A 23,006-nucleotide genomic window follows, 5' to 3' on the forward strand; every position below is an offset into this window, starting at 1 on the left:
GCTAACGCCGGTATGATTGCAACTGCAATTACTGACCCATCCTTTCTGGAGCCTGCATGGCCGTCCTCCCCACTGCCGACCTTTGGTTCAATTTCGTGCGTGCCCACCGCAGTCTGATCCGTGAAATCGAGCGGCGCCTGGCCGATGAAAAACTCCCGCCATACGCCTGGTACGACGCCTTGTGGGGTATAGAGAGCGGCCCGGATGGCTGCCGACGCATGCACGAGCTGGCCGACGTCATGGCCATCGAGCGCTACAACCTGACCCGCTTGGTCGACCGGCTCGAAAAGGACGGGCTGGTGCAGCGCATCAAGGCAGTCGAAGACGGCCGTGGCGCCACGGCCTGCATCACCGACCGCGGGCGCAGCCTGCGCAAACGTATGTGGGCGGTGTACGAACAGGCAGTCAACGAGCTGTTTCTGTCGGCTTTCGATGACGAGCAGCAACAAACTTTTGCCGCCGCTCTGGAAACGACCATCGGCAAGGCCCGCCAGCACCTTCAGAACAAACGGTAGCGTTGCCGGGCCTGCTCCGGCCTTTCCGCGTCTGACGGCCCTTCACGCCCCAGCAGTTGCAGGGCACTGAACACCAGCCAATGCCGATCAAGGCGCTGGCCGGGCGCCAGGCTATCAGCGCCCAGGGCACTGAACGGTGCTTGCAGATGGGCGCCGATCTGCGCGGCCACAAACCCGGCATAACCGGTCACCGCCAGCACCGGCGCATGGCTGGCCGCCAGGCAATCGTGCAAATGGCTGCGACGTGGCGTCTGGTCGCGATGACGACGGTTCCAGTGCTGCGCCGCCTCGGCCTCGCGCGCCAACCGGGTGTAGCTGGGCGCACTCCAGACCTCGCAGGCCACGTCCCAGTCCTGCTCAAGCAAACGTGCGGCAGCCCGCACTTCACGCAGCATTCGCCCGGCACCCAGCAGGCGGATCCGCGCGCCGCTCGTTGCTGCGGTCGACGACAAGCGATACAAACCCTGCCAGGCCTGACGACGGTCACATACCGCGCCCTCGCCCGGCTCATCGTGCAGGGTCATGTAGCACACGACCGGCTGCGCCTCGATATACAGGGCCTGCAGGGCACCACCCAGGATGGCCAGCGCTTCGGCGCCACAGGCCGGGTCGTAGGGCAGGCAATCGCGATTGGCCGCCAGCCACAGCGGCAGCCAGGGATGCGCGCCCTTGGCCCAGCGCGAAGGCGAAGACTCGATGTCGTTGAGCAGGATGCCGCGCTCACCCAACTGGCTGGCCAGCATCGATACCTGCGCCGAGGTGGCCGAGCGGGTCTGGTAGAACACCGGCTGCTGTTGGCTGGCCTGATCGCTGAACCAGCGCGGCCAGAGGCTGGCGAGTGCATCGGTGCCAGGGTTTTCGCTGCGGTCGTCGACTACGTGCAAGCGACCACGGGTGGGCGGCTCGTGCCTGAGGCGGTGCAGGGCGCTGGCAATGCTCGACAAAGGCGAGTGGGTGCTGCCGACACTGTCCAGATGCCATTGATCGATTCGCTGAATGCACACTTGGGTAGCCAGGGCCGGTGGTGCCGTGGTTTGTGAAGACGGGATATCCATTGCGGCAGATTCCTTGCGCACGGGTCAGAGGCGTACAGGAATAAGCCAATATAATTGCAAATGCAACCATAAGCTTTCCAGCATGACAGGGCCGTCATGCACAGAATCCAGGTTGAAAAACAGCCCGGTGCTACTATTGCGCAACCGCAGAACCTCACATTCAAAAGGACTTCTTTGATGCTTTATCTTCGCCTGCTTCTGGTTTCAGCCTTTATCGCTCTTTGTACGGGATGCGCCTCGCCAGCCCAGATTTCGGGCATGTCAGTACCGACCGATCAGGCCAGGACAAATGCCTACGACCCGACATTGCAAAACAATGTCAACCTGACCGAGGTCAATGGTGGGGATAAGACCAACCCGATGTGGACTTCGGAGATCGACGCACCGGATTTTGGCGCGGCATTGAAGCAATCGCTCGCCAATGCCAATTTGCTTGGTACAAGCTCAGCCCCTTACGCCCTGCGTGCCAACCTGTTGCGCGTCGAGCAGCCTATATTCGGACTGGATTTTCAAGTGACCAGCGAAGTTGAATACACCTTGATAGAGTCGAGCACCGACAAAGTGATCATGCGCGAAATCATTCGTACCCCTTTCACGGCCGGCGTGGGTGACTCGTTCATAGGCGTCAAGCGTCTGCGCCTGGCTAACGAAGGATCCGCGCGTGCGAACATCATGGACTTGCTCAAGCGCCTTAGCCTTCTGAAAATCGACGCAAGGCAGGTTTCATTGAAGAACTGAGCCTTGACACACCAGATCCTTGCTGCTCGCTCCCTTGGGCTTCACCCAGATGTGAACATCCAGGGGACGAGCCATGCACTGAATAGCTCCGCTTCTTGAACGCGTGATCGACGGCGATAGCCAAGGGGTCATAGCGTGAGGTATTGGATACGCAATAAACGAGATGGCACGGCGCTTGCGCTGCACGGCCTGGCGTCTCTGGACGCTGTCACACTTATGGGTATTTGACGCGAGTTCTGGCAGAACCAAGACTTAGAGAAAGGTGGCAACCCCACCAGCCACACCCCGGCACACAATGTTCCCGCTATGGCTGCTTCCTTCCGGATCTGACCAGGTTCACGGGTAATCGTTGCGAGGGGACCGATGGGGCCACCATAACGACACTTGCCAGTGGCAAGCCGCGCCATTGTACCGGTCTGGCGCGAAGTTACAACCTCTGGCGCGATTAAAATTTCGAAGAGGGTCAAGTACTTGTGAACATTGTAGGACCGGCTTCAGCAGCGAAGGGCTCGGCCGCAGGGTCTGCGTCGTCGGCTTCCCGGCTGAAGCCGGTTCTACACAGCGCGGATCAAGCCGCTTGCAGCACCTCATCGGCCTTGCCGCCGGCTTCCTGGATCACCAAGTGGATAAAGTGCAGCTTGGCGATGACGGCCGGCGGCAGGACAAACGGGTAGAAGTCCGGCTGACCCATGCTGCGTGACAGTTCGTTGAGCATGCCGGCCAGTTCGATCCAGGCGTTGACGAACGACAGGAATGCAGGACCGCTGGGGTGCTGCGGGTCGTACAGAGTGTCGAGCGGGAACGGCTGGTAATCGAGTTCCATTTCCCGGGCGCTCATGCCAAAGCCCAGGGCGGTGTCGACAGCGTCCATCATGTGCAGGTAGTGCGCCCAGGTTTCGGCCCAGTCTTCCCACGGGTGCATGGTGGCGTAGGCACTGACCGAGTGTGCCTGCCAGTCGGCCGGCGCACCTTGCTCGTAATGGCGATCCAGCGCTTCGGCGTAGCTGGCGCGCTCGTCGCCGAACAGGCCGCGAAAGCCCTCTTCCCAATGCGTATTGGCGATCAATTGATCCCAGTAGTAGTGGCCTACTTCGTGACGGAAGTGGCCCAGCAAGGTGCGATAGGGCTCGCGCATCTGCACGCGCACCGCTTCGCGGTGGGCGTCGTCGGCTTCCTTGATGTCCAGGGTAATCAGGCCGTTGGCGTGGCCGGTGGTGGGCTTGCGGCCCTCGATGTCGACGCCAATGAAGTCGAACGCCAGACCGCGCTCTTCGTCCACCGACTTGGGGATAACCTTCAGGCCCAGCGAGATCAATTGCGCCACCATACGTCGCTTGGCGGTCTCGACCTTGCGCCAGCGCTCGTGGTTTTCAACGTCCGCAAGGTCGGGAATGGTACGGTTGAGGCTGCACGCCACACAGAACTCGCCCAGATCATGCGCCGGGAACAACCAGTTGCATGCTGCAGGTGTCTGCAGGTTGGCACAGCGCCGGTACAGGCCGATGCCTGGCTCGTCACTCAGCCGCCAGGTGTCCGGCTCGCCGGCCGGCTCCAGCGCCACCACCCGGCTCTGCTGGGGCAGATACCCCAGTGCGGCCTCGCAGGCCAGGCACCGGGTATTGGGAAAAAACACCGACTGGCCGCAACGGCATGACCAGACCTTGCTGTTGCGCCGTGTTTCACCGATGAATGGCGCAGCGATACGCGAACTCAATTGCTCGAAAAATTGAAACATGGCGGATTTCCCCTAGTGGCCTGCATGACTAGATCATGGCCACTTACAGGGGTTCCGTCGATACAAGACTGGCAAGCCAAGCGGTTTATAAATCGATGCCCTGCCCGGCCAGGAACTCGATGAACGCGTCCTCGTCGAGCACCTTGACCCCCAATTCATTGGCTTTGGTCAGCTTTGAACCGGCACCGGGGCCGGCCACCACGGTGTGGGTCTTGCCAGACACCGAGCCGGACACCTTGGCGCCCAGGCTTTCGAGCTTGTCCTTGGCAGTGTCGCGGCTCATGCGCTCCAGGCTGCCGGTCAATACCCAGCTCTGGCCGGCCAGCGGCAGGCCTTCGACGGTCTTTTTCTCGCTCTGCCAGTGCATGCCGAAAGTCTTGAGCTGGGCCTCAAGGGTCCTGGCCAGCTCGGCATTGGCCGGCACATCGAAGAACTCGCGCACCGATTTCGCCTGTTTTTCCGCCAGGGCCTGGCGCATGTCCAGCCAGTCGGCCTCGATCACGTTGTCCAGCGTGCCGAAGCGCTCGGCCAGCTTCAGCGCCCCGCCCGGCCCGACCGAAGGGATGTGCAGTTTGTCGAGCAGGCTGTCGAGGGTCGCGCTGGCGGCAAACTCGGCGCCCAGCTCACCCTCTTCCTGCAATTGCAGGCCACGCTCACCCAGCAACGCATCGATCACGTTGCGGTTGTGCTCGTCCTCGAAGAAGTTATGGATTTCATGCGCCACTTCCAGACCGACATCCGGCAGGTAGGTGAGCACCTGCGGCAAGGCCTGCTTGACCCTTTCGAGCGAACCCAGCGCGCGGGCCAGGCCCTTGGCGGTGCCCTCGCCCACATCGGGAATGCCCAGCGCATAGATAAAGCGCTCCAGCGAAGGCTGCCGGCTGTCGTCGATGGCCTTGAGCAGCTTTTTGCTGGACACCTCGGCAAACCCTTCCAGGTCGATGATCTGCTCGTACTGCAGGGCATACAGGTCGGCAGGCGAGCCGATGAGCTTTTCATCGACCAGTTGTTCGATGGTCTTGTCGCCCAGGCCTTCGATGTCCATGGCCCGGCGCGACACGTAGTGGATGATTGCCTGCTTGAGCTGCGCGCCGCAGGCCAGCCGGCCGATGCAACGATACACCGCGCCCTCGCTGAGGGTCTGCTTGCCCTTGCTGCGCTTGATCAACTGCGTACGCTCGACATGCGAGCCGCACACCGGGCAGGTTTGCGGCACCTGCACCGGGCGGGCATCAGCCGGACGGCGCTCGGTCACCACCTGCACGACCTGCGGAATCACATCGCCGGCCCGGCGAATGATCACCGTGTCGCCGATCATGACATCCAGGCGCGCCACTTCATCCATGTTGTGCAAGGTTGCGTTGGAGACGATCACGCCGGCCACCTTGACCGGCTTGAGCCGCGCCACCGGCGTCACCGCGCCGGTGCGGCCTACCTGAAACTCAACGTCCAGCAGTTCGGTGAGTTCTTCGAGTGCCGGAAACTTGTGAGCGATCGCCCAGCGTGGCTCGCGCGAGCGGAAGCCCAGTTCGCGCTGGGAGGCCAGGGTATTGACCTTGAACACCACGCCATCGATCTCGTAGGCCAGGCTCAGGCGCCGCTCGCCGATGTCGCGGTAATAGGCCAGGCACTCTTCGACGCCGTTGGCCAGGCGCAATTCGCGACTGATCGGCAGGCCCCACTCCTTGAGCTGGTTGAGCAGGCCGACGTGGGTGTCGGCAATGTCTGCCGACACCTGGCCCAGGCCGTAGCAGCAGAACTCCAGGGGGCGGCTGGCGGTGATTTTCGAGTCCAGCTGGCGCAGGCTGCCGGCCGCCGCATTGCGCGGGTTGGCAAAGACCTTGCCACCCGCTTCAAGCTGGCTGGCATTGAGTTTTTCAAAGCCGGCCTTGGACATGAACACTTCGCCGCGCACTTCCAGCAACGGCGGCCAGCCGCTGCCATGCAGCTTGAGCGGCACATTGCGGATGGTGCGCACATTGACGCTGATGTCTTCACCGGTGGTGCCGTCGCCACGGGTCGCGCCCCGTACCAGCGCACCGTCGCGATACAACAGGCTCACGGCCAGGCCGTCGAGCTTGGGCTCGCAGCTGTACTGCACCGTGGCACCGGCGCCGAACAGGTCACCCGCCGGCAGGTCCAGCCCCTCGCCCACGCGGCGATCGAAGTCGCGCAGGTCATCGTCCTCGAAGGCGTTGCCCAGGCTGAGCATCGGCACTTCGTGGCGCACCTGGGTAAACGCTGTCAGGGCCGCGCTGCCGACCCGCTGGGTCGGCGAGTCAGGGGTTACCAGGTGCGGGTTCTCGGCTTCCAGCGCCTTGAGCTCATGAAACAGGCGGTCGTACTCGACATCCGGAATGCTGGGCTCGTCGAGCACGTGATAACGGTAATTGTGCTGATCCAGTTCCGTGCGCAGTTCCAGGATTCGGGTTTCGGCGGCCTTCATGGTCGGGTTCTCTCAAAAAGCAAAAGAGCAGCCGGGGCTGCTCGATCAGTAGAAGAAGATGAGTGGACGCGGGCGCGGTTCATCCTGTCGCGCCCGGCCCAGGCACTCAGCGACGCTGAGTCAGTGCGCGACGCTCGAATTCGACAATACGCTGGCGGTAGTGTTCGATGGTCTGCGCCGTCAATACACTGCGCTGATCATCCTTGAGCTCGCCGTCGAGTTCGTGCGCCAGCTTGCGCGCGGCCGCGACCATGACATCGAATGCCTGCTTGGGATGGCGCGGACCTGGCAAGCCAAGGAAGAAGCTCACCGCACGGGTGCTGAAATGGTCGATATCGTCCAGGTCGAACACACCGGGCTTGACCGCATTGGCCATCGAAAACCAGATCTCGCCGTTGCCGGCCATGCTTTCGTGACGGTGGAAGATGTCCATTTCACCGAAACGCAGGCCGCTTTCAAGGATGTTCTGCAGCAATGCCGGCCCCCTGAAGCCGCCTTCGTCACGGGAGATGACACTGATGACCAGGACTTCTTCCAGAGGCACCTGGTCCTTGTCTTCAGTGGCTGCGGCACGCACCGCAGGCTTGTCCTCGACAACCTCGTCGTCACGGGCCGAGAACAGGCTCGGGCCGTCATCCACCAGGTCAAGATTGCCCGACGCCGGTTCGTCCTTGCGCTTTCGGGTGTCGTTGTAGCGACGTCGCGGCTCACGCGCCTCGCCACTGACCGAAGGCAGGTCGTGTTCGTCAAGCTGCGGCTCTTTATGGGTGTCCAGCACGCGGGGAGGACCCAGCAGATCGGCGGACGATGGCGTATCGTCCTCATCCGCGGTATGGGAGACGCTGCGGTCGAGCCTGAATTTCAATTTTCCCTTGCCGCCGCGCATGCGGCGCCAGCCGTCAAAGAGAATACCGGCGATGACAATGATGCCGATGACGATCAGCCACTCGCGCAGACCGATTTCCATGTAATCCCGTGCCTCTAATGAGAGATTCTGTAAACAAGGGCCTAAACCCCTTTAATACGCGGAGCCAAGTCTATGTTCTAACTGGCGTTTTGCCCACGATGACGATAAAAAAAGTGGTGATTAAACTAGCACGACCTCAAGCAACTTAACACCGTCTATTCCACCTGTGAGTCAAGAATCGGTAAGTAACGCACACCTGACGTCAAAAAACCCTCGGTGTTCCTGCATTGCAAACCCCCGTCAGGCCTCGACCATTGCCAGGGCTTCTTCCACATCGACTGCCACCAGCCGCGAACACCCCGGTTCGTGCATGGTCACACCCATCAGTTGATCGGCCATTTCCATGGCGATCTTGTTGTGCGTGATATAGATGAACTGCACCGTGGCAGACATCTCCTTTACCAGACGCGCATAGCGCCCCACGTTGGCGTCATCCAGCGGTGCATCGACTTCGTCGAGCATGCAGAACGGCGCCGGGTTGAGCTTGAAGATCGCAAAGACCAGGGCCAATGCCGTCAGGGCCTTCTCGCCGCCGGATAACAAATGGATGGTGCTGTTCTTCTTGCCCGGGGGACGCGCCATGATTGTCACCCCTGTATCGAGTAAATCTTCGCCCGTCAGTTCCAAATAAGCAGAGCCACCCCCGAAAACTTTTGGAAAAAGGGCCTGGATTCCACTGTTTATCTGATCGAAGGTGTCCTTGAAGCGGTTGCGGGTTTCCTTGTCGATCTTGCGGATGACGTTTTCCAGCGTGTCCAGGGCTTCGACCAGATCGGCATCCTGGGCATCCAGATAACGCTTGCGCTCCGATTGCTGCTGGTACTCGTCGATGGCCGCCAGGTTGATCGCGCCGAGGCGCTGGATACGCGCGCCGATATTTTCCAGTTCCTGCTCGGCCTCGCGTTCGCTGGCCTCGGGCGCCAGGGTGGCAATGACCCCGTCCAGGTCATAGCCGTCCTCGTGCAACTGCTCTTCAAGGGCCTTGCGTCGCACGCTCAGCGTTTGCCAGTCCAGGCGCTGCTGCTCCAGTTGCCCGCGCAACAGCTGTGACTGCTGCTCGGCCTGGGTGCGACGCTTTTCGACCTCGCGCAATTCACGGTCGGCGTCTTCGAGCGCATTCTTGGCCACGCGCATTTCTTCATCGACTGCCATGCGCCGTTCCAGCAATTCCTCAAGCTTCAGGCGCAGCTCTTCAAGCGGCGCGGCGCCCTCCTCCAGGTTCAGGCTCAGTTGCTCGCGGCGCTCATCGAGGCGTTCGGACTGCATGCGCAAGCGCGCAAGCGCCTGATGTGTCGAGTCGTACTGGGCCTTGAGCGAGCCCAGGCGCACGGCCAACTGATGGCTGCGATCCTTGTGCTGGCGTGCTTCCTGACGTACCCGATCAAGCCGCTCGCGCAGGCTGTCACGCAGGCCTTGCAGCACCTCGCGCTGTTCGGTGTCCAGGGCCATGGCGTCCAGCGCTTCCTGCAACTGCAGGCGCGAATCGCCCAGGTTTTCATGCTCCAGGGTGCGCTGCCCGGCCAGTTCGGCCAGCTCCTGCTCCAGCCGTACACGGCGCAGGGTCAACTGCTCGGCACGGGCCTTGGCCGCCGACAGGCGCGCCTTGAGCTCACCTTGCTGGCGGTGCTCATCCTGCAACTGCCGACGCAGTGTTTCGCGGTGTTCTTCCTGCTGCGCCTGCTGTTCACGCAGGGTCTGCAAACGCTCTTGCAGATCAGCCAGGGTCGCTTCACGGGCGTCACGCTCCACCACCAGCCGCTGGATTTCCTGGCCACGTGCCAACACGCCGCTCTGGGTCTCGTCGGCACGGCGCACCCGCAGGAAATCACGCCCCACCCAATAACCGTCACGGCTGATCAGGCTTTGCCCGGCCTGCAATGTACGGCGCAGGCGCAGGGCCTCATCGAGGTCGGGCACGGCCAGTATCGGCCCCAGCCAGCCTGACAGGTCCAGCGCGCTGTCGACCTTGTCCAGCAGGCTGCCGGCCGGGGGCAAACCCTTCGCCGCAGCGCGTGCCGGGCTTACCAGGCGCAGATCGCCCTGACTGAAGCCGGCCAGGTCCAGGCCGGCCAGGTCATCGACCAGCACCGCCTGCAGATCGGCCCCCAGCACGGTCTCGACCGCCAGCTCCCAGCCGGCCTCGACGCTCAGGCCCTCGGCCAGCCGCGGATGCTCGCTCAACTGCTGCTCACGCAGCCATTCGGCGGTGCCGGTGCCCGGGTCCAGCGCCGCCTGCTGCAAGGCTTCCAGCGAGGCCAGACGCCCTTGCAAGCGTTGCAGTTCACCCTGGGCCTGCTGTTGATCCTCGGTGGCGTGCTGCAAGGTGGCGCGCAATTGCTCAAGCCGCTCGACAGCCTGCTCTTCGCCCAGCTGCAGGTCTTCGAGGGTCAACTCGCGGATTGCCAGTTCTTCTTCCTGCCCCTGGATCGCGGCATCTTCGGGGTCTGCGGCCAACACCTGCAACTCTTCACCGAGCCTTCGCTGACGCTCGGCCAACCGTTCCAAAGTCTGCTCAAGCTGCTGGATGCGCGACTGCTGCACTTGGGCCTGGCGCTGTGGTTCGGCCGATTGCTGATTGAAACGGTCCCACTGCTCCTGCCAGCCGTGCATGGCGCTCTCGGCGTCTTCCAGGGCGATGGCCGACTCTTCGGCGGCAGCAGCGGTCATTTCCTGCTCGGGCTCGAGCATTTCCAGCTCTTCGTTCAGGGTCGCCAGCAAGGTGCTGTCATGGCCCAGGTGCGACTCGGTCTCCTGGCGTGCCTGTTCGGCTTCGCGCAGGTCGTCCTGCAACTGGCGCAGGCGTTGCTGGCCATGCTGGATGCTCTGCTCGATGCGGGCAATGTCGCCGCCCACCGAGTAGAACCGTGCCTGAACCAGGTTGAAGCGTTCCGACAGGTCGTGATGACCATCGCGCAGGCGCTCGATGCCGGCATCGGCATTGCGCTGCTCGGCCACAAGGGCCTCGAAGCCAACTTCCTGATCGCCGATCACCGCCTCGCGCTGGCGCACTTGCTCGTTCAGGGCCTGCCATCGCAGAGCCGACAGCTGCGCCTTGAGCTGACGCTCTTCGGTCTTGTACTGCTGGTATTTCTCGGCGGACTGGGCCTGGCGATGCAGGCGCTCAAGCTGGCGTTCGAGTTCTTCGCGCAGGTCGCTCAGGCGCGCCAGGTTGTCCTGGGTGCGGCGAATGCGGTTCTCGGTTTCGCGGCGGCGCTCCTTGTATTTGGAGATGCCGGCGGCTTCCTCGATAAAATTGCGCAGCTCTTCGGGCTTGGCTTCGATCAGCTTGGAGATCATGCCCTGCTCGATGATCGAGTAGCTGCGCGGGCCAAGGCCGGTGCCGAGGAAAATATCGGTAATGTCCTTGCGCCGGCACTTGGTGCCGTTGAGGAAATAGGTGTTCTGGCTGTCGCGCGTCACCTTGCGGCGAATGGAGATTTCGGCGTAGGCAGCATACTCGCCCACCAGCGTGCCATCGCTGTTGTCGAACACCAGCTCGATGCTCGCCTGGCTGACCGGCTTGCGACTGGTGGAGCCGTTGAAGATGACGTCGGTCATCGACTCGCCGCGCAGGTTCTTGGCCGAGCTTTCGCCCATGACCCAGCGCACCGCATCGATGATGTTGGATTTGCCGCAACCATTGGGACCGACCACGGCCGCCATGTTGCTGGGAAAATTCACCGTGGTCGGGTCGACGAAGGACTTGAACCCGGCGAGCTTGATGCATTTGAGGCGCATGCCGTCAGTCCGCCGCCAGGGCGGCCAGCACCAGTTGGCAGTTGCGCTGGCCATAAGCCTTGAGCACGCTGCGGATGCGCGCCTGGTCGCGGTCGATCACGGCATGCAGCAGTTGCGCGAACAGCTCGAGAAAGTCGCCCATCTCGGCCTTGCGCTGCTCCAGCGCCAGGTAATAGTTGCGGCTCATGGACGGTTGCAGGTTCTCGATGGTTTCTTGCAGGTACGGGTTATCGGCAAACGGAAACGCCGCACGCATCACGCTGAAGCTGTCTTCGACGAAGGCCTGCACGTCCTGGCGGTCATGGCTGGCCTGCAGGCGTTGCTGGATGATCACGAAGGCTTGCAGGTCGCTCTGCTGCTGCCAGCGCTCGGCCACCTCCAGCGCCAGCAGGATGTAAAGCTCGCTCATCAGCGTGCACAGGCTGGTGACGTGATGGGCATTGAGTGCGGTCACCTGGGCCCCGCGACGCGGCAGGATCACCACCAGGTGGCGGCGCTGCAGGATCAGCAGGGCTTCGCGCACCGAGCCGCGGCTGACATTCAATGACTGCGTGACCTTCTGCTCCTGGATGCGCTCACCAGGCTTGAGTTCGCCACGGATGATCCGTTCGGCCAAATGTTGGGCGATTTGCTCGGCCAGGCTGTCGGGAGCCTTGAACATCGTTTGATTCCTTCGCAACTACAGACTCGATACAAGCGGCGCAGTGTATCTCAAGCGTAGAAGCATTGGCGCAAACTCTTGCGAGGTTAGTGACCAACTGTTGCTGCGCCGCAAATGCCTGTGCGCAGGCCTTCGGGGGTCTGCGCACAGCGTCCGTCGGTACAGGGTTGCAAAGGACTGCCGGCCTACACGGTCTCGGCCGCGGCGGCATCAGGGGCCATTTGCGGCGGCTTGATCGAGCCTATGTACACCGCCACGATGGTCAACAGCGCCCCGCCGATCTGCACGGCCGAACTGGCCTTGCCCAACAACGTGATATCAATGAAATAAGTGATCACCGGCTCCAGCAGCAGGATCAGGCCGGCCAGACCCAGGCTCAGTGCGCCGATCGAGCGGTTGACCAGCAACCAGCCGACAAACTGCACCAGGACCCCGTAGATGATCAGCATCCACAAGGTCTGTGTGTCGACGATTGCCAGGCTTTCGTTATTCAGCAACGCATACACCAGCAACACCAGGGCTGCCCACAGGCTCAGGTTGAGCATCTGCGCAATCTTGTCGCCACCACCGTCCGGCAACTGGGTGTTGACCTTGAGGAAATACACGCAGATCGCATAGGCCAGTCCCGACAACACGCCATACACCACGCCCTTGATGCCCAGCGCACTGCGCATTTCCGGCATCAGCAGCAGGTACAGCCCCACGAACGCCAGACAGATGGAAATCACAAAGTAGATCGACGGCTTTTCCTTCAACAGGAAAAGCCCCAGCAAGGTCATGAAAAACACCTGGCAGTTGGTCAGGATCGAACCGATGCCGGGCCCCACGATATAGATGCTCTGGTGCCAGAGCACCAGGTCGATGGCCAGGAATACACCGGCCAGCGCCGTGTACATCTGGGCCCGCAGGCTGCTGAGCAGCACCGGAGTCTTGCGCACCTTGAGCAACAGGTAGAACAGGATCGATGCAAACAGCATGCGATAGAACCCTGCCCCGCCTGCGCCGATATTGGCAAAGGCCACGGCCAGCGCCGACAGGCTGAGCATCAGCCCGCCAAGGGTCAGTTCGATGATTGCCCGATTGTTGTTAGTTGACATCAGCGACCTCCCGGGTCGTACGCAGCGTGTCGAGATCATTGCCTGGCGCCTGGCTGCCCGTGCGGCCCAGCACCTGGTGCATGGCCGCGAAGAGACGCTCAAGCCCGGTGTGCAGGGTCGGTGTATCGATGGTCAGCGCCGGCATCAGCTTGAGCACCTGGTCCTCGGGGCCGCAGCGCTCGATGATCAGGTGGCGCTCGAAGCAGGCACGCATCACCTCGGCCGCCCGCGAGGCGTCGTGGAATTCGATGCCATAAAACAGCCCGCGACCGCGTATGGCCTTGATGTGCACCGCAAAGCGTTCGCTCACCTGGCCCAGCCAGCGTTGCAGGTGGGCTTCGCTGACCTTGATGTGCTCGACCAGCCGCTCGTCGCACCAGAATGTTTCCAGGGTCCGGGTCGCGGCCACGAACGCCAGGCTGTTGCCCCGGAAAGTGCCGTTGTCCTCGCCGGGCCGCCATTGATCCAGCTCCGGATGGTGCAGCAGCAGCGCGAACGGCAGCGCATAACCGCTCAAGGACTTCGACAGGCAGACCATGTCGGGTGTGATGCCGGACGGCTCGAAGCTGAAAAACGTCCCGGTGCGGCCGCAGCCGGCCTGGATATCGTCGACGATCAACAGAATGTCGTGTGCAGCGGTCAGCTGCCGCAGGCGTTGCAGCCACTCGGCCGAGGCCATGTTGATGCCACCTTCGCCCTGCACGGTTTCCAGGATCACGGCCGCCGGAAGGTCCAGCCCCGAGCTGTTGTCGTTGAGCAGGCGCTCGAAGTAGGCAATCGAATCCAGCCCCGGCAGATAGTGCTCATACGGCAGGCGAAACACATAAGGATCGACGCCGGGCTGGCGATTGTCGCGACTGCCGGTCAGCCCCAGGGACGTGCCGGACATGCCGTGAAAGCCATTGGTAAAGCTGACGACATGCCGGCGCCCGGTGACCTTGCGCGCCAGCTTGATCGCCGACTCGACCACACTGGTGCCGGTCGGCGACGTGAACTGCATCGTGTAGGCCAGCGCCCGCGGTTCGAGGATGATCCGCCGGAACGCCTGGATGAACGCCTGCTTGGCGCGGCTGTGCATGTCCAGCGCCCCCTGGATACCGTTGTCTTGCAGGTAATCGATAAGCGCCGCCTTCACCGGTTCCGGGTTATGGCCGTAGTTCACCGAACCTGCGCAGCTTAAAAAGTCGATGTACGCCTGGCCTTGCACGTCATACAGCAGACTGCCCTGGGCACGGTCGAATATCACCGGAAAGCTGCGGCAATAGCTGCGTGCCTGCGACTCGGCTTCGGCAAATACCTTGTGCCCATCCGTTACTGAACTATCCATCGCTTGCTTACTCATGAAAAAATCGAATCCGCTCAGGCGCTTTTCTGCGCCGCCGGCTCAAGCCCAAGGCGAGCATTGAGCGAGGTGAAAATATCCCGGGCGCGCAACGACAGCAGGCTGAAAGAGCCGGCATCGCCATAACCGTGGGAGGATTCGCACAAGCCGTTGAGGTAAAGCGCCGGCAGGCTGCAGCCTTCGCGGGCCGACAGGCTGTAGTCGCGCCCGATACGGATGACCCCATCCGCATCGCAAGCCAGGCACTCGGCCAGGTCCTTGAGCACGGCCGGAAAACGCTCGTCCTGCTCGCCGGTGCCCAGGTTGCGAAAGCCGGTGGCCAGGACAATCGCGTCCAGGTTGTCGAGCGCTTCGCAGGTCTGGTCGCGTGTGTCGAGCACATTCAGCGTGTAGCCGTGTGTGTCGGGCGTGCAGCTCTGGATTTCATGCAGACCCTTGATGGTGACCCGCTCCTTGCCCTTGAGACGGTCTTCGTACATGCCCACGTACAACTCGCCGATCACATCGGCATCGGCGGCCGAATAGTTGGTGTAGTGCAAGTGCCGATTGATGTGACGCTTGGCGTCGGCCGAGCTGTAGTAGTACTGGTCGACAAAGGCCGGGAAATACACATGCTCGCTGAACGGGCTGGTGTCCTTGAGACGAAAGCCATAGCCGCGCTGCACGTTGATGATCTCCAGCTGCGGCCAGGTATGACGCAGGTGCAGGATGATCTCGATGGCGCTCTGGCTGCCGCCCACCACCGCCACGCGCTTGAGCTCGCCCTGCCGGGACAGTTGCTCCAGGCGCCCCAGATACCGGGTCAGGTGAAACACCCGCTCCTCGGCACAGCCGGCAAAGGCCTTGGGGATTACCGGGGTACGGCCGGGCGCCAGCACCAGCGAACGGGCATAGAATCGGTCGCCGGCCTGGGTGGTCACGCAATACAACTGGCTGGCGGAGTCGGTCTGGATCGAGGTCACCGCCTGGTTGTAGGCCACCTCATGAGCAAAGAACCCGGCCACCCAGCGCACGTACTCGGCAAATTCGCTGCGCAGCGGAAACTCCAGGCCAAGGTTCAGGTGTTCGAACAACCGATCGTTTTCGAACAGGAAATTGGTGAAGGTGTAGCGGCTGCGCGGGTTGCGTGGCGTGACCAGGTCGCGGCTGGGATGGTTCTGGATATCGCTGCCCGCCAGCAACATTTCCGGTTGCCAGCGGGGGCCGGCATGGCGCTCGAGAAACAGCCGGGTGCCGCTGAATTGCAGCTCTTGCAATGCAATGGCCAGGGCAATGTTGGCCGGGCCGAAACCGATGCCGATCACATCGAACACCTGACCATGACGCCCGGCATCCCTGGCATTGACGGTATGAACACTCATCCTTGCTTTCCTTTATTACAGTCAGTCTGCTGGCTCGACACAGCGGAGCACCGCGCAGGGTGTCCGCCATCAAGCCCATCGGGGGAGACGCTTCAGCCTTCCTGCGCGGCCAGCTTTAACCATTGCTGCACCGGCGCACAGGCCAGCACCTGATCGACGTACCCTTGCAGCGATGCCGGCACCTCGATGCCGTAGCGACGAAAACGGAACACCACCGGCGCAAACATCGCATCGACAATGCCGAAGGCGCCGCACAGGAACGCGTGCGAACCGCTGCGCTCACGCAGTTGGGTCCAGATCGCGAAGATCCGCCGGATGTCTTCTTGCGTGTCCGGCGTCAACGGTTCCGGGGTCTCGCCGGTTTGCAGGCCAAACGACAGTTGCGTGCGCAGGTGGATGAAACCCGAATGCATTTCCGCTGCCGCAGCACGCGCCAGCGCCTTGAGCTGCGCGTCTTCGGGCCACAGGTTGGCGGCCGGGTAGGCGCTGGCGATGTATTCGCAGATCGCCAGGCTGTCATTGATGACGATGCCATCAAGCACCAGGGCCGGCACTTTGCCGGAGGGTGAATAGGCCAGGATGTTCTGGCGGGTGTCGCGCTGTTCCAGCCGGACCTGAACGGTATCGAAGGCCACATCGGCGGTCACCAGCGCCAGCCAGGCGCGAAACGACCATGAAGACTTATTGAAATCCCCGATAACCAGTTTTGTAGACATTGAACGCTCCGCACCGCGTGTGATATGAAATGGCCAGTCACTCTATAAGCCTTGCGCACCTCGGTATTGCACAAAACTGGACATTTCATGGAAGAGCCGCCACACATCGCCCCCCCTGGAAAGGGCAAGGACTTCGTCAATTTCTGGCGCATTCCGGAGGGCGACTGCGAGCTGTTATCGGCGCATTACAGCACCCAGTCCTTCGGACGGCACTCGCATGATCGCTATGCGGTCGGGGTGATCAGCGGCGGGGCCGAAAAGCTGTTCTATCGTGGCCGCTACGCACTCGGCGGGGCCGGCAGCGTGGTCACCATCAGCCCTGGCGAAATTCATGACGGCCTGCCGGGCAGCGAAGAAGGCTGGGCCTATCGCATGCTTTATCTCGACCCGCAATGGGTCAGCCGTACGGTGTTTCAAGGACGTTTTGGCGAAGATCACATTCATCTGTTCCAGACCGCGATCAACCAGACGCCTGACGTTTCCAGGGTGTTTCTGCATCGGCACCGGCTCATTGAACACACCCCTTCCGGCCTGGAGCGGGAAACCCTGCTGCTGGACCTGATTGCCCAGCTGTTCGAACGCAGCGGCGCGCCGGTCGTGACCCTCGATACCCGCGAGCCGCATGCGGTCAGACAGATCAGGCAAAAGCTGGAAGATGACTTTGACAAAGCGGTGTCGCTGGAAGAACTGGCGCAGATGGTCAACCTCGATGCCTTGTACCTGATCCGCGTGTTCAAGAAATGCGTGGGGGTGACGCCGCACAGCTACCAGATCCAGAAACGCATTGCGCATACCCAGAAGCTGCTGCGCCGCGGTGCCGGCCTGGCCGAAGCGTCATTCGCCTGCGGCTTCTTCGACCAGAGCCACATGAGCCGGGCATTCAAGAAAGTGGTCGGCATGACCCCCGGCAGCTTTCGCAGGCTCTGCAACTGACCCTGCTGCACAGCGGAACTTCATCCACCGGCCCGCATCACAGCTGCGACCCTTGCCTTGAGCCTGCTCACCGAGACCGATATGACCTGCGCTTCGCCCCGCCGCACCGCCCACCGCGCCGCCCTGCTCTACAGCGTTGCCGACCCTGCCGAGTGCGGCGTGCAGGCCAGCCACGTCTATATCGAAGACGGCCTGCTGCTGGTCGAAGAGGGTCATATCACCGCCGTGGGTCAGGCTGTCGAGCTGTTGCCGGGCCTTGATCCGCAGGTGCCCGTGATCGAGCACGCCAATGCGCTGATCACCCCAGGCTTCATCGACACCCATATCCATCTGCCCCAGGCCGGGATGATCGGCGCCTGGGGCGAGCAACTGCTCGACTGGCTCAACACCTACACCTTTCCGTGCGAGCGGCAGTTTGCCGACCCGGCGCATGCCGCTGACGCGGCCGAGCGGTTCATCCAGGAACTGCTGCGCAACGGCACCACCACCGCCATGGTCTTTGGCAGCGTGCACAAGGCGTCGGTAGATGCTTTTTTCGAGGCCGCCGAACGGCGCAACCTGCGCATGATCGCCGGCAAGGTGATGATGGACCGCAATGCCCCGGACGACCTGACCGACACGCCTGAATCGGGCTATGCCGACAGCAAGGCGTTGATCGAACGCTGGCATGGCAAGGGCCGTCTGAATTATGCCGTCACCCCGCGTTTTGCGCCCACCAGCACGCCTGAGCAACTGGCCATGGCCGGCCGCTTGCTGGGCGAATATCCGGGCCTGTACCTGCAGACGCACATCAGTGAAAGCCCGCAGGAAGTGGCCTGGGTCAAGGCGCTGTTTCCCGAGCGCAGCGGTTACCTGGATGTCTACGACCATTACCGTCTGCTGGGCGAGCGCTCGCTGCTGGCTCACGGCGTACACCTGTGCGAGGCCGAATGCGCACGCCTGGCCCAGACCGGCTCGGCGATTGCCTTTTGCCCCACCTCCAACCTGTTTCTGGGCAGCGGGCTGTTCAACCTGCCGATGGCCGAACGGCACAAGGTCAATGTGGGTCTTGGCACCGATGTCGGCGCCGGCACCAGCTTTTCGATCCTGCAGACACTCAATGAAGCCTACAAAGTGATGCAGTTGCAGGGCGCACAACTGCACCCGTTCAAGGCACTGTACCTGGCGACCCTGGGCGGCGCCCGCGCCCTGCGCCTGGACGACCGGATCGGCAGCCTGCGCGTGGGGCTTGAGGCCGACTTTGTAGTACTCGATTACCACGCCACGCCGCTGCTCAAATACCGGCTGGCGCAGGCCCGTTCGATCGAGGAAACGCTGTTCGTGCTCATGACCCTGGGCGACGACCGCGTGGTGCGCCAGACCTGGTCGGCCGGCCAGTGCGTGCACGCACGTACCTGATGTGCCTTGCGACAGCCGCCTTTAGCACCGTTTGTGTGGGCGGCGGCTTGCCGGCGATGAAGTTTCAACACTGCATCGCCCATCACAAAATGCATTTAAGACAAAAAAACGTAATCACTTAATGCATTTTTAAAATATTAGCTTATACCCAAAACGAATTTCCCTTCGCCTCGTATTGCCAATAATCTTATAAGCATTGGTGAGGCCACTGCGCCTTGCTTATAAGCAAAACCCTACCGTACACACGACTGGCCGCGATCGAAGGAGCGTCACATGAGCGTCGAAATCATCGGCATGATCACCGCCACCCCCAGTGCCGAGGTGGACCAGCCACTGGGCGACGCCGTGGATGCCGACTTTGTCCGGCGCTTTGCCCAGGCCCATGAACAGGCCGGCTTCGACAAGGCGCTGGTGGGTTATTTTTCCAATGGTGCCGAAGGCGCCGTGGTCAGTTCATTCATCGCCGCTGCCACCGAGCGCCTGGGTATTCTGCTGGCCTACCGGCCCGGCGTGATCGCCCCGCCGCTGGCCGCCCGGCAACTGGCCACACTGGACCAATTCAGCAACGGCCGCCTGTCGCTCAATGTCATCAGCGGTGGCAGCGACACCGACCAGCAGCGCGACGGCGACTGGCTGGATCATGACCAGCGCTATGCGCGCACCGAGGAATACCTGCAGGCCCTCAAGGCGATCTGGACCGCTGCCGGGCCGGTCGACCATGAAGGTCGCTTTTACCGTTTCAAGGGCGCGCTGCCTAATGTACGTCCCCGGCAGAAACCGCACATCCCTATCTATTTCAGCGGCTCGTCGCCAGCGGCGCTGGAGGTTGCAGCGCGCCATGCCGACACCTACATGCTCTGGGGCGAGCCACTGGCCGACTTTGCCGAGCATGTGCAGCACCTGCGGCGCATGGCCCAGCCGCAAGGCCGCAGCCCACGGATCTCGGTGTCGTTCCGGCCCATCGTGGCCGACACCGAGGAAGCGGCCTGGAAGCGCGCCGCCGAAATCCTCGAACGCATTCGCGACAACCGCGAGCGCTTCGGCCTGCCACTGCATGGCCATGCGCCAGGCAATGCCGGCTCACAACGGCTGCTGGCCGCCGCCCGGCGCGGCGAGGTGCTGGACGAACGGCTATGGACCGGCGTGGCACGGCTGACCGGCGCGCAATGGAATTCCACGGCCCTGGTCGGTACGCCCGAGCAGGTCGCCGCTGCCCTGGGACGCTATTGGGCGCATGGCGCCAGCACCTTTCTGATTCGCGGCTTCGACCCGCTGGCCGACGCCGAACTCTATGGCCGGGGCCTGATCCCGGCGATCCGTGAACACATCGCCCACCTGCAACCGCGCAAGGCCGGCTGACCTGGAGAAGTCCCATGAACCTGATTCAACTGTTGCGCCGCAGCCTGGTGGCGCTGGCCATCGCCGCGCCGGTGCTCAGCGCACAGGCCGCAGAGCCGACCGTACTGCGCGTCGGCGACCAGAACTACTACAACGTGCGCGCCTCGATGGAAGCCTCCGGCGTGCTCAAGGATGCACCTTATACCGTGGACTGGAAGCACTTCCAGTCGGCCGCGCCGGTGGCCGAAGGGCTGGAAGTCGGCGCGCTGGACCTGGGCTTTCTCGGCGACTCGGGCTTTATCTTCCTGGCCGCCAAGGGCGCGCAGGTCAAATTGATCGGTGTCTCGCGGCAAAACCCGGACACCATCGCCCTGCTGGTGCCCAAGGATTCGCCGGTCAAGACCATTCAGGACCTCAAGGGCAAGAAGGTCGCGTACTGGCCCGGCGCCTGGAGCCAGCAACTGACCCTGCGCGCCCTGGACAAGGCCGGCCTGCCGCATGACTACGTCGAGTTCGTCAAACTGATGCCGATCGACGCCGCCGCCGCCTTCCCGCGTGGCAGCATCGACGCCTTCCCGGTGTGGGAACCCTATATCTCCCAACAGGTGGTGTTCTCCGGCGCCAAGCCGATCATCACCGCCCGCGACCTGATGCCAGGGCTGTCGAGCATCGCCGCCAACGCCAATGCCATCGACCCCAAGCGTGAAGCCATTGCCGACTTCCTGGGCCGCCTGCAAAAGGCCCGCGCCTGGGTGGAGGCCAACAAGGACACCTACGCCGACCAGTGGGCGAAAAAAGCCAACCTTGATCCGGCCGTTTCACGCCACTGGATCGGTCAGGCCAATATGACCGTAGGCCCGGTGGACGAACAGGCCGCCAAGGACTACCAGGGCACCGCAGATTTTCTGCAACAGACCGGCGCATTGCCCAAGCCGTTTGACACCCGCACCATCATCGACACCTCGTTCAGCCAGGCATTTACCCGGTAGGACCGGCTTCAGCCGGGAACCGGGCACCGCCATTCGCTGCTAAAGCAGCGCCTACCAAACAGCATGCACCGTGCTGGTGCCTGCTTTTCAGGACAGACCTGCTACAGCGCACAAAGGTATGACTGGTCAGACCACATAAACAAACCCGACATCCCTTCAAGCCCCGTAAACCGGGGCTTTCTCATTGAAACCTCAAGGCAGGCAAACAAATTGCATAAGGTATTGCGTTCCGTCCACGCCCCTTTGCATAAGGTCCTGCCGAATGAAAGTCCACGCTGCCCCGTTCGAGAAATACGTCAACCTGGCCGATGCCCGTCTGGGCACGCGTATCCTGTCGGTGACCGATGACTGGTTTGCCGACGCCAACCGCCTGTTCCAGCCCCACGCAGCCGTGTGGAAAGAAGGCGTGTTCGATGACAACGGCAAGTGGATGGACGGCTGGGAATCGCGGCGCAAACGCTTCGAGGGCTACGACAGTGCAGTCATCCGCCTGGGCGTGGCGGGGGTGATCAAAGGCGTCGACATCGACACCTCCTGGTTCACCGGCAACTACCCGCCCTCGGCCTCGCTGCAAGCCTGCTTTCTGGCCGACGGTGATCCGGACGACAGTACCGACTGGCTCGAAGTGCTGCCCTCGGTCGACCTGCAGGGCAACAGTCACCATTACCACGCCATCGACGCCAGCCAGCCGTTCAGCCACCTGCGCCTGAACATCTACCCCGATGGCGGTGTTGCCCGCCTGCGGGTGCACGGCATTCCCTACCGTGACTGGTCGGCCGTCGACGTCGAACAGACCCTGGACCTGGCCTCGGCCCTCAACGGCGCGCGGGCAATTGCCTGTTCCGACGAGCACTACGGCAGCATGGGCAACCTGCTCAACCCCGGCCGCGGCGTGAACATGGGCGACGGCTGGGAAACCGCCCGCCGCCGCACCCCCGGCAACGACTGGGTGATCGTCGCGCTGGGCCATCCGGGCGTCATCGAGCAAGTGATCGTCGACACCCTGCACTTCAAGGGCAACTACCCCGACAGCTGTTCGATCCAGGGCGCATTCGTCAAGGGCGGCACCGACAGCCAGATCGAAACCCAGAGCCTGTTCTGGCGCGAACTGCTGCCCAGCCAGAAGCTGAGCATGCACGCCGAGCATGTGTTCAACGAACAGATCAAGGACCTGGGTCCGATCACCCATGTACGCCTGAACATTTTTCCCGATGGCGGCGTGAGCCGGTTGCGGCTGCTGGGCGTCGCGAAAAGCCTCGGATGATTCAAGGCTTTTCGCGACCGCTGGTCGCTCCTACCTATCTCTATCCACAGAAGAATCCCCATGCGCCGCCTGATCATCGAACCCTTGACCAAACACGCCTTCGCCCCTTTCGGCGAGGTGATCGAAACCGAAGGCAGCGCGCATTTTGCAATCAACAACGGTTCAACCCAGCGCTATCACCGCCTGGCCGAGGTGCAGACCGCCACCCCTGACGACAAGGCGATCATCAGCATCTTCCGTGCCCAGGCGCTGCCGTGGCCGCTGACCATTACCATGCTCGAACGCCACCCACTGGGCAGCCAGGCCTTTATCCCGTTGCTGGGCAACCGCTTTGTCATCGTGGTGGCGCCGGCAGGTGACGAGCCGGATCCTGCGTTGATGCGCGCCTTTATCACCGATGGCAGACAAGGCATCAACTACGGTCGTGGCGTGTGGCATCACCCGGTGCTGAGCCTGCAGGCGCAGGATGATTTTCTGGTGGTGGACCGCAGCGGCGAGGGCAATAACTGCGATGAGTATTTCTTTGCAGAGGACCAGATGTACCAGCTGGACCCACACGCGACCTGATCGATAGCCTCCTGCAGTGATACGCCACGGCACACCGTTCATCTGACATTGTGTTGACGTAAGCGCCGCATTGGTGTCTTCTGAAACCGTTTTCAGAACCCGCCAATAAAGACAAAAGGTGTTCACTGTGGGCAGTTTTCCGGCGT

Annotated in this window: 18 protein-coding genes and 1 other RNA gene; 8 read left to right on the forward strand and 11 right to left on the reverse strand. The window is 62.3% G+C overall.

Features of this window, described 5'->3' with window-relative positions; all coding sequences use genetic code 11:
• Positions 1–56: 56 nt before the first annotated feature.
• Positions 57–515 carry a MarR family winged helix-turn-helix transcriptional regulator gene (locus DGA31_RS12075; RefSeq protein WP_056840290.1) on the forward strand — a complete coding sequence of 153 codons (459 nt, stop codon included), beginning with the start codon at positions 57–59 and terminating at the stop codon, positions 513–515.
• Here the strand turns inward: DGA31_RS12075 and DGA31_RS12080 are convergent.
• Complete coding sequence (locus DGA31_RS12080) at positions 500–1,570, reverse strand: transketolase-like TK C-terminal-containing protein (protein WP_109512686.1); 1,071 nt, start codon at positions 1,568–1,570, stop codon at positions 500–502. The two genes, DGA31_RS12075 and DGA31_RS12080, sit on opposite strands and share 16 nt — an antisense overlap.
• A gap of 177 nt (positions 1,571–1,747) precedes the next feature.
• Between DGA31_RS12080 and DGA31_RS12085 the strand changes: the two genes are divergently transcribed.
• Positions 1,748–2,308 carry a hypothetical protein gene (locus DGA31_RS12085; RefSeq protein ID WP_241509574.1) on the forward strand — a complete coding sequence of 187 codons (561 nt, stop codon included), beginning with the start codon at positions 1,748–1,750 and terminating at the stop codon, positions 2,306–2,308.
• Between the two features lie 269 nt (positions 2,309–2,577).
• Here the strand turns inward: DGA31_RS12085 and ffs are convergent.
• From ffs to DGA31_RS12135, 10 genes are all read right to left on the reverse strand, one after another.
• Positions 2,578–2,674, reverse strand: an RNA gene (gene ffs / locus DGA31_RS12090) — signal recognition particle sRNA small type.
• A 202-nt stretch (positions 2,675–2,876) separates the two neighbouring features.
• A complete protein-coding gene (locus DGA31_RS12095) occupies positions 2,877–4,043 on the reverse strand; it encodes a zinc-binding metallopeptidase family protein (protein ID WP_109512687.1) in 1,167 nt (388 codons plus the stop codon).
• 85 nt (positions 4,044–4,128) lie between these two features.
• On the reverse strand, positions 4,129–6,489 hold the full coding sequence (ligA, locus tag DGA31_RS12100; RefSeq protein ID WP_109512688.1) for an NAD-dependent DNA ligase LigA: 2,361 nt from the start codon (positions 6,487–6,489) through the stop codon (positions 4,129–4,131).
• 106 nt (positions 6,490–6,595) lie between these two features.
• Positions 6,596–7,456, reverse strand: a complete 861-nt coding sequence (gene zipA / locus DGA31_RS12105; protein WP_109512689.1) for a cell division protein ZipA — start codon at positions 7,454–7,456, stop codon at positions 6,596–6,598.
• 240 nt (positions 7,457–7,696) lie between these two features.
• A complete protein-coding gene (smc, locus tag DGA31_RS12110) occupies positions 7,697–11,194 on the reverse strand; it encodes a chromosome segregation protein SMC (protein WP_109512814.1) in 3,498 nt (1,165 codons plus the stop codon).
• Between the two features lie 4 nt (positions 11,195–11,198).
• Positions 11,199–11,855, reverse strand: a complete 657-nt coding sequence (locus DGA31_RS12115) for a GntR family transcriptional regulator (RefSeq protein ID WP_109512690.1) — start codon at positions 11,853–11,855, stop codon at positions 11,199–11,201.
• Positions 11,856–12,040: 185 nt separating this feature from the next.
• Complete coding sequence (locus DGA31_RS12120) at positions 12,041–12,952, reverse strand: DMT family transporter (protein WP_109512691.1); 912 nt, start codon at positions 12,950–12,952, stop codon at positions 12,041–12,043.
• Positions 12,942–14,279, reverse strand: coding sequence for a diaminobutyrate--2-oxoglutarate transaminase (gene ectB / locus DGA31_RS12125; protein WP_109512692.1), 1,338 nt, complete (start codon positions 14,277–14,279; stop codon positions 12,942–12,944). The genes DGA31_RS12120 and ectB overlap by 11 nt, the downstream gene beginning before the upstream one ends.
• Before the next feature lie 32 nt (positions 14,280–14,311).
• Complete coding sequence (locus tag DGA31_RS12130) at positions 14,312–15,655, reverse strand: SidA/IucD/PvdA family monooxygenase (RefSeq protein ID WP_109512693.1); 1,344 nt, start codon at positions 15,653–15,655, stop codon at positions 14,312–14,314.
• 92 nt (positions 15,656–15,747) lie between these two features.
• Complete coding sequence (locus DGA31_RS12135; RefSeq protein WP_109512694.1) at positions 15,748–16,371, reverse strand: glutathione S-transferase family protein; 624 nt, start codon at positions 16,369–16,371, stop codon at positions 15,748–15,750.
• 87 nt (positions 16,372–16,458) lie between these two features.
• Here DGA31_RS12135 and DGA31_RS12140 point away from each other — a divergent pair, with 87 nt between their 5' ends.
• From DGA31_RS12140 to DGA31_RS12165, 6 genes are all read left to right on the forward strand, one after another.
• A complete protein-coding gene (locus DGA31_RS12140; protein ID WP_109512695.1) occupies positions 16,459–17,304 on the forward strand; it encodes an AraC family transcriptional regulator in 846 nt (281 codons plus the stop codon).
• A gap of 81 nt (positions 17,305–17,385) precedes the next feature.
• Entirely contained in the window at positions 17,386–18,702 is a 1,317-nt protein-coding gene (guaD, locus tag DGA31_RS12145) for a guanine deaminase (protein ID WP_056840300.1), read from the forward strand.
• Between the two features lie 294 nt (positions 18,703–18,996).
• Entirely contained in the window at positions 18,997–20,061 is a 1,065-nt protein-coding gene (locus tag DGA31_RS12150; protein WP_109512815.1) for an LLM class flavin-dependent oxidoreductase, read from the forward strand.
• Between the two features lie 14 nt (positions 20,062–20,075).
• Positions 20,076–21,029: an ABC transporter substrate-binding protein gene (locus DGA31_RS12155; protein WP_056840302.1), complete on the forward strand. Its 954-nt coding sequence runs from the start codon at positions 20,076–20,078 to the stop codon at positions 21,027–21,029.
• Between the two features lie 262 nt (positions 21,030–21,291).
• On the forward strand, positions 21,292–22,293 hold the full coding sequence (alc, locus tag DGA31_RS12160) for an allantoicase (RefSeq protein WP_109512696.1): 1,002 nt from the start codon (positions 21,292–21,294) through the stop codon (positions 22,291–22,293).
• 60 nt (positions 22,294–22,353) lie between these two features.
• On the forward strand, positions 22,354–22,860 hold the full coding sequence (locus DGA31_RS12165) for an ureidoglycolate lyase (protein WP_109512697.1): 507 nt from the start codon (positions 22,354–22,356) through the stop codon (positions 22,858–22,860).
• The last annotated feature ends 146 nt before the right edge of the window (positions 22,861–23,006 follow it).

The organism is Pseudomonas ovata, from assembly GCF_003131185.1.
Taxonomy (GTDB): domain Bacteria; phylum Pseudomonadota; class Gammaproteobacteria; order Pseudomonadales; family Pseudomonadaceae; genus Aquipseudomonas; species Aquipseudomonas ovata.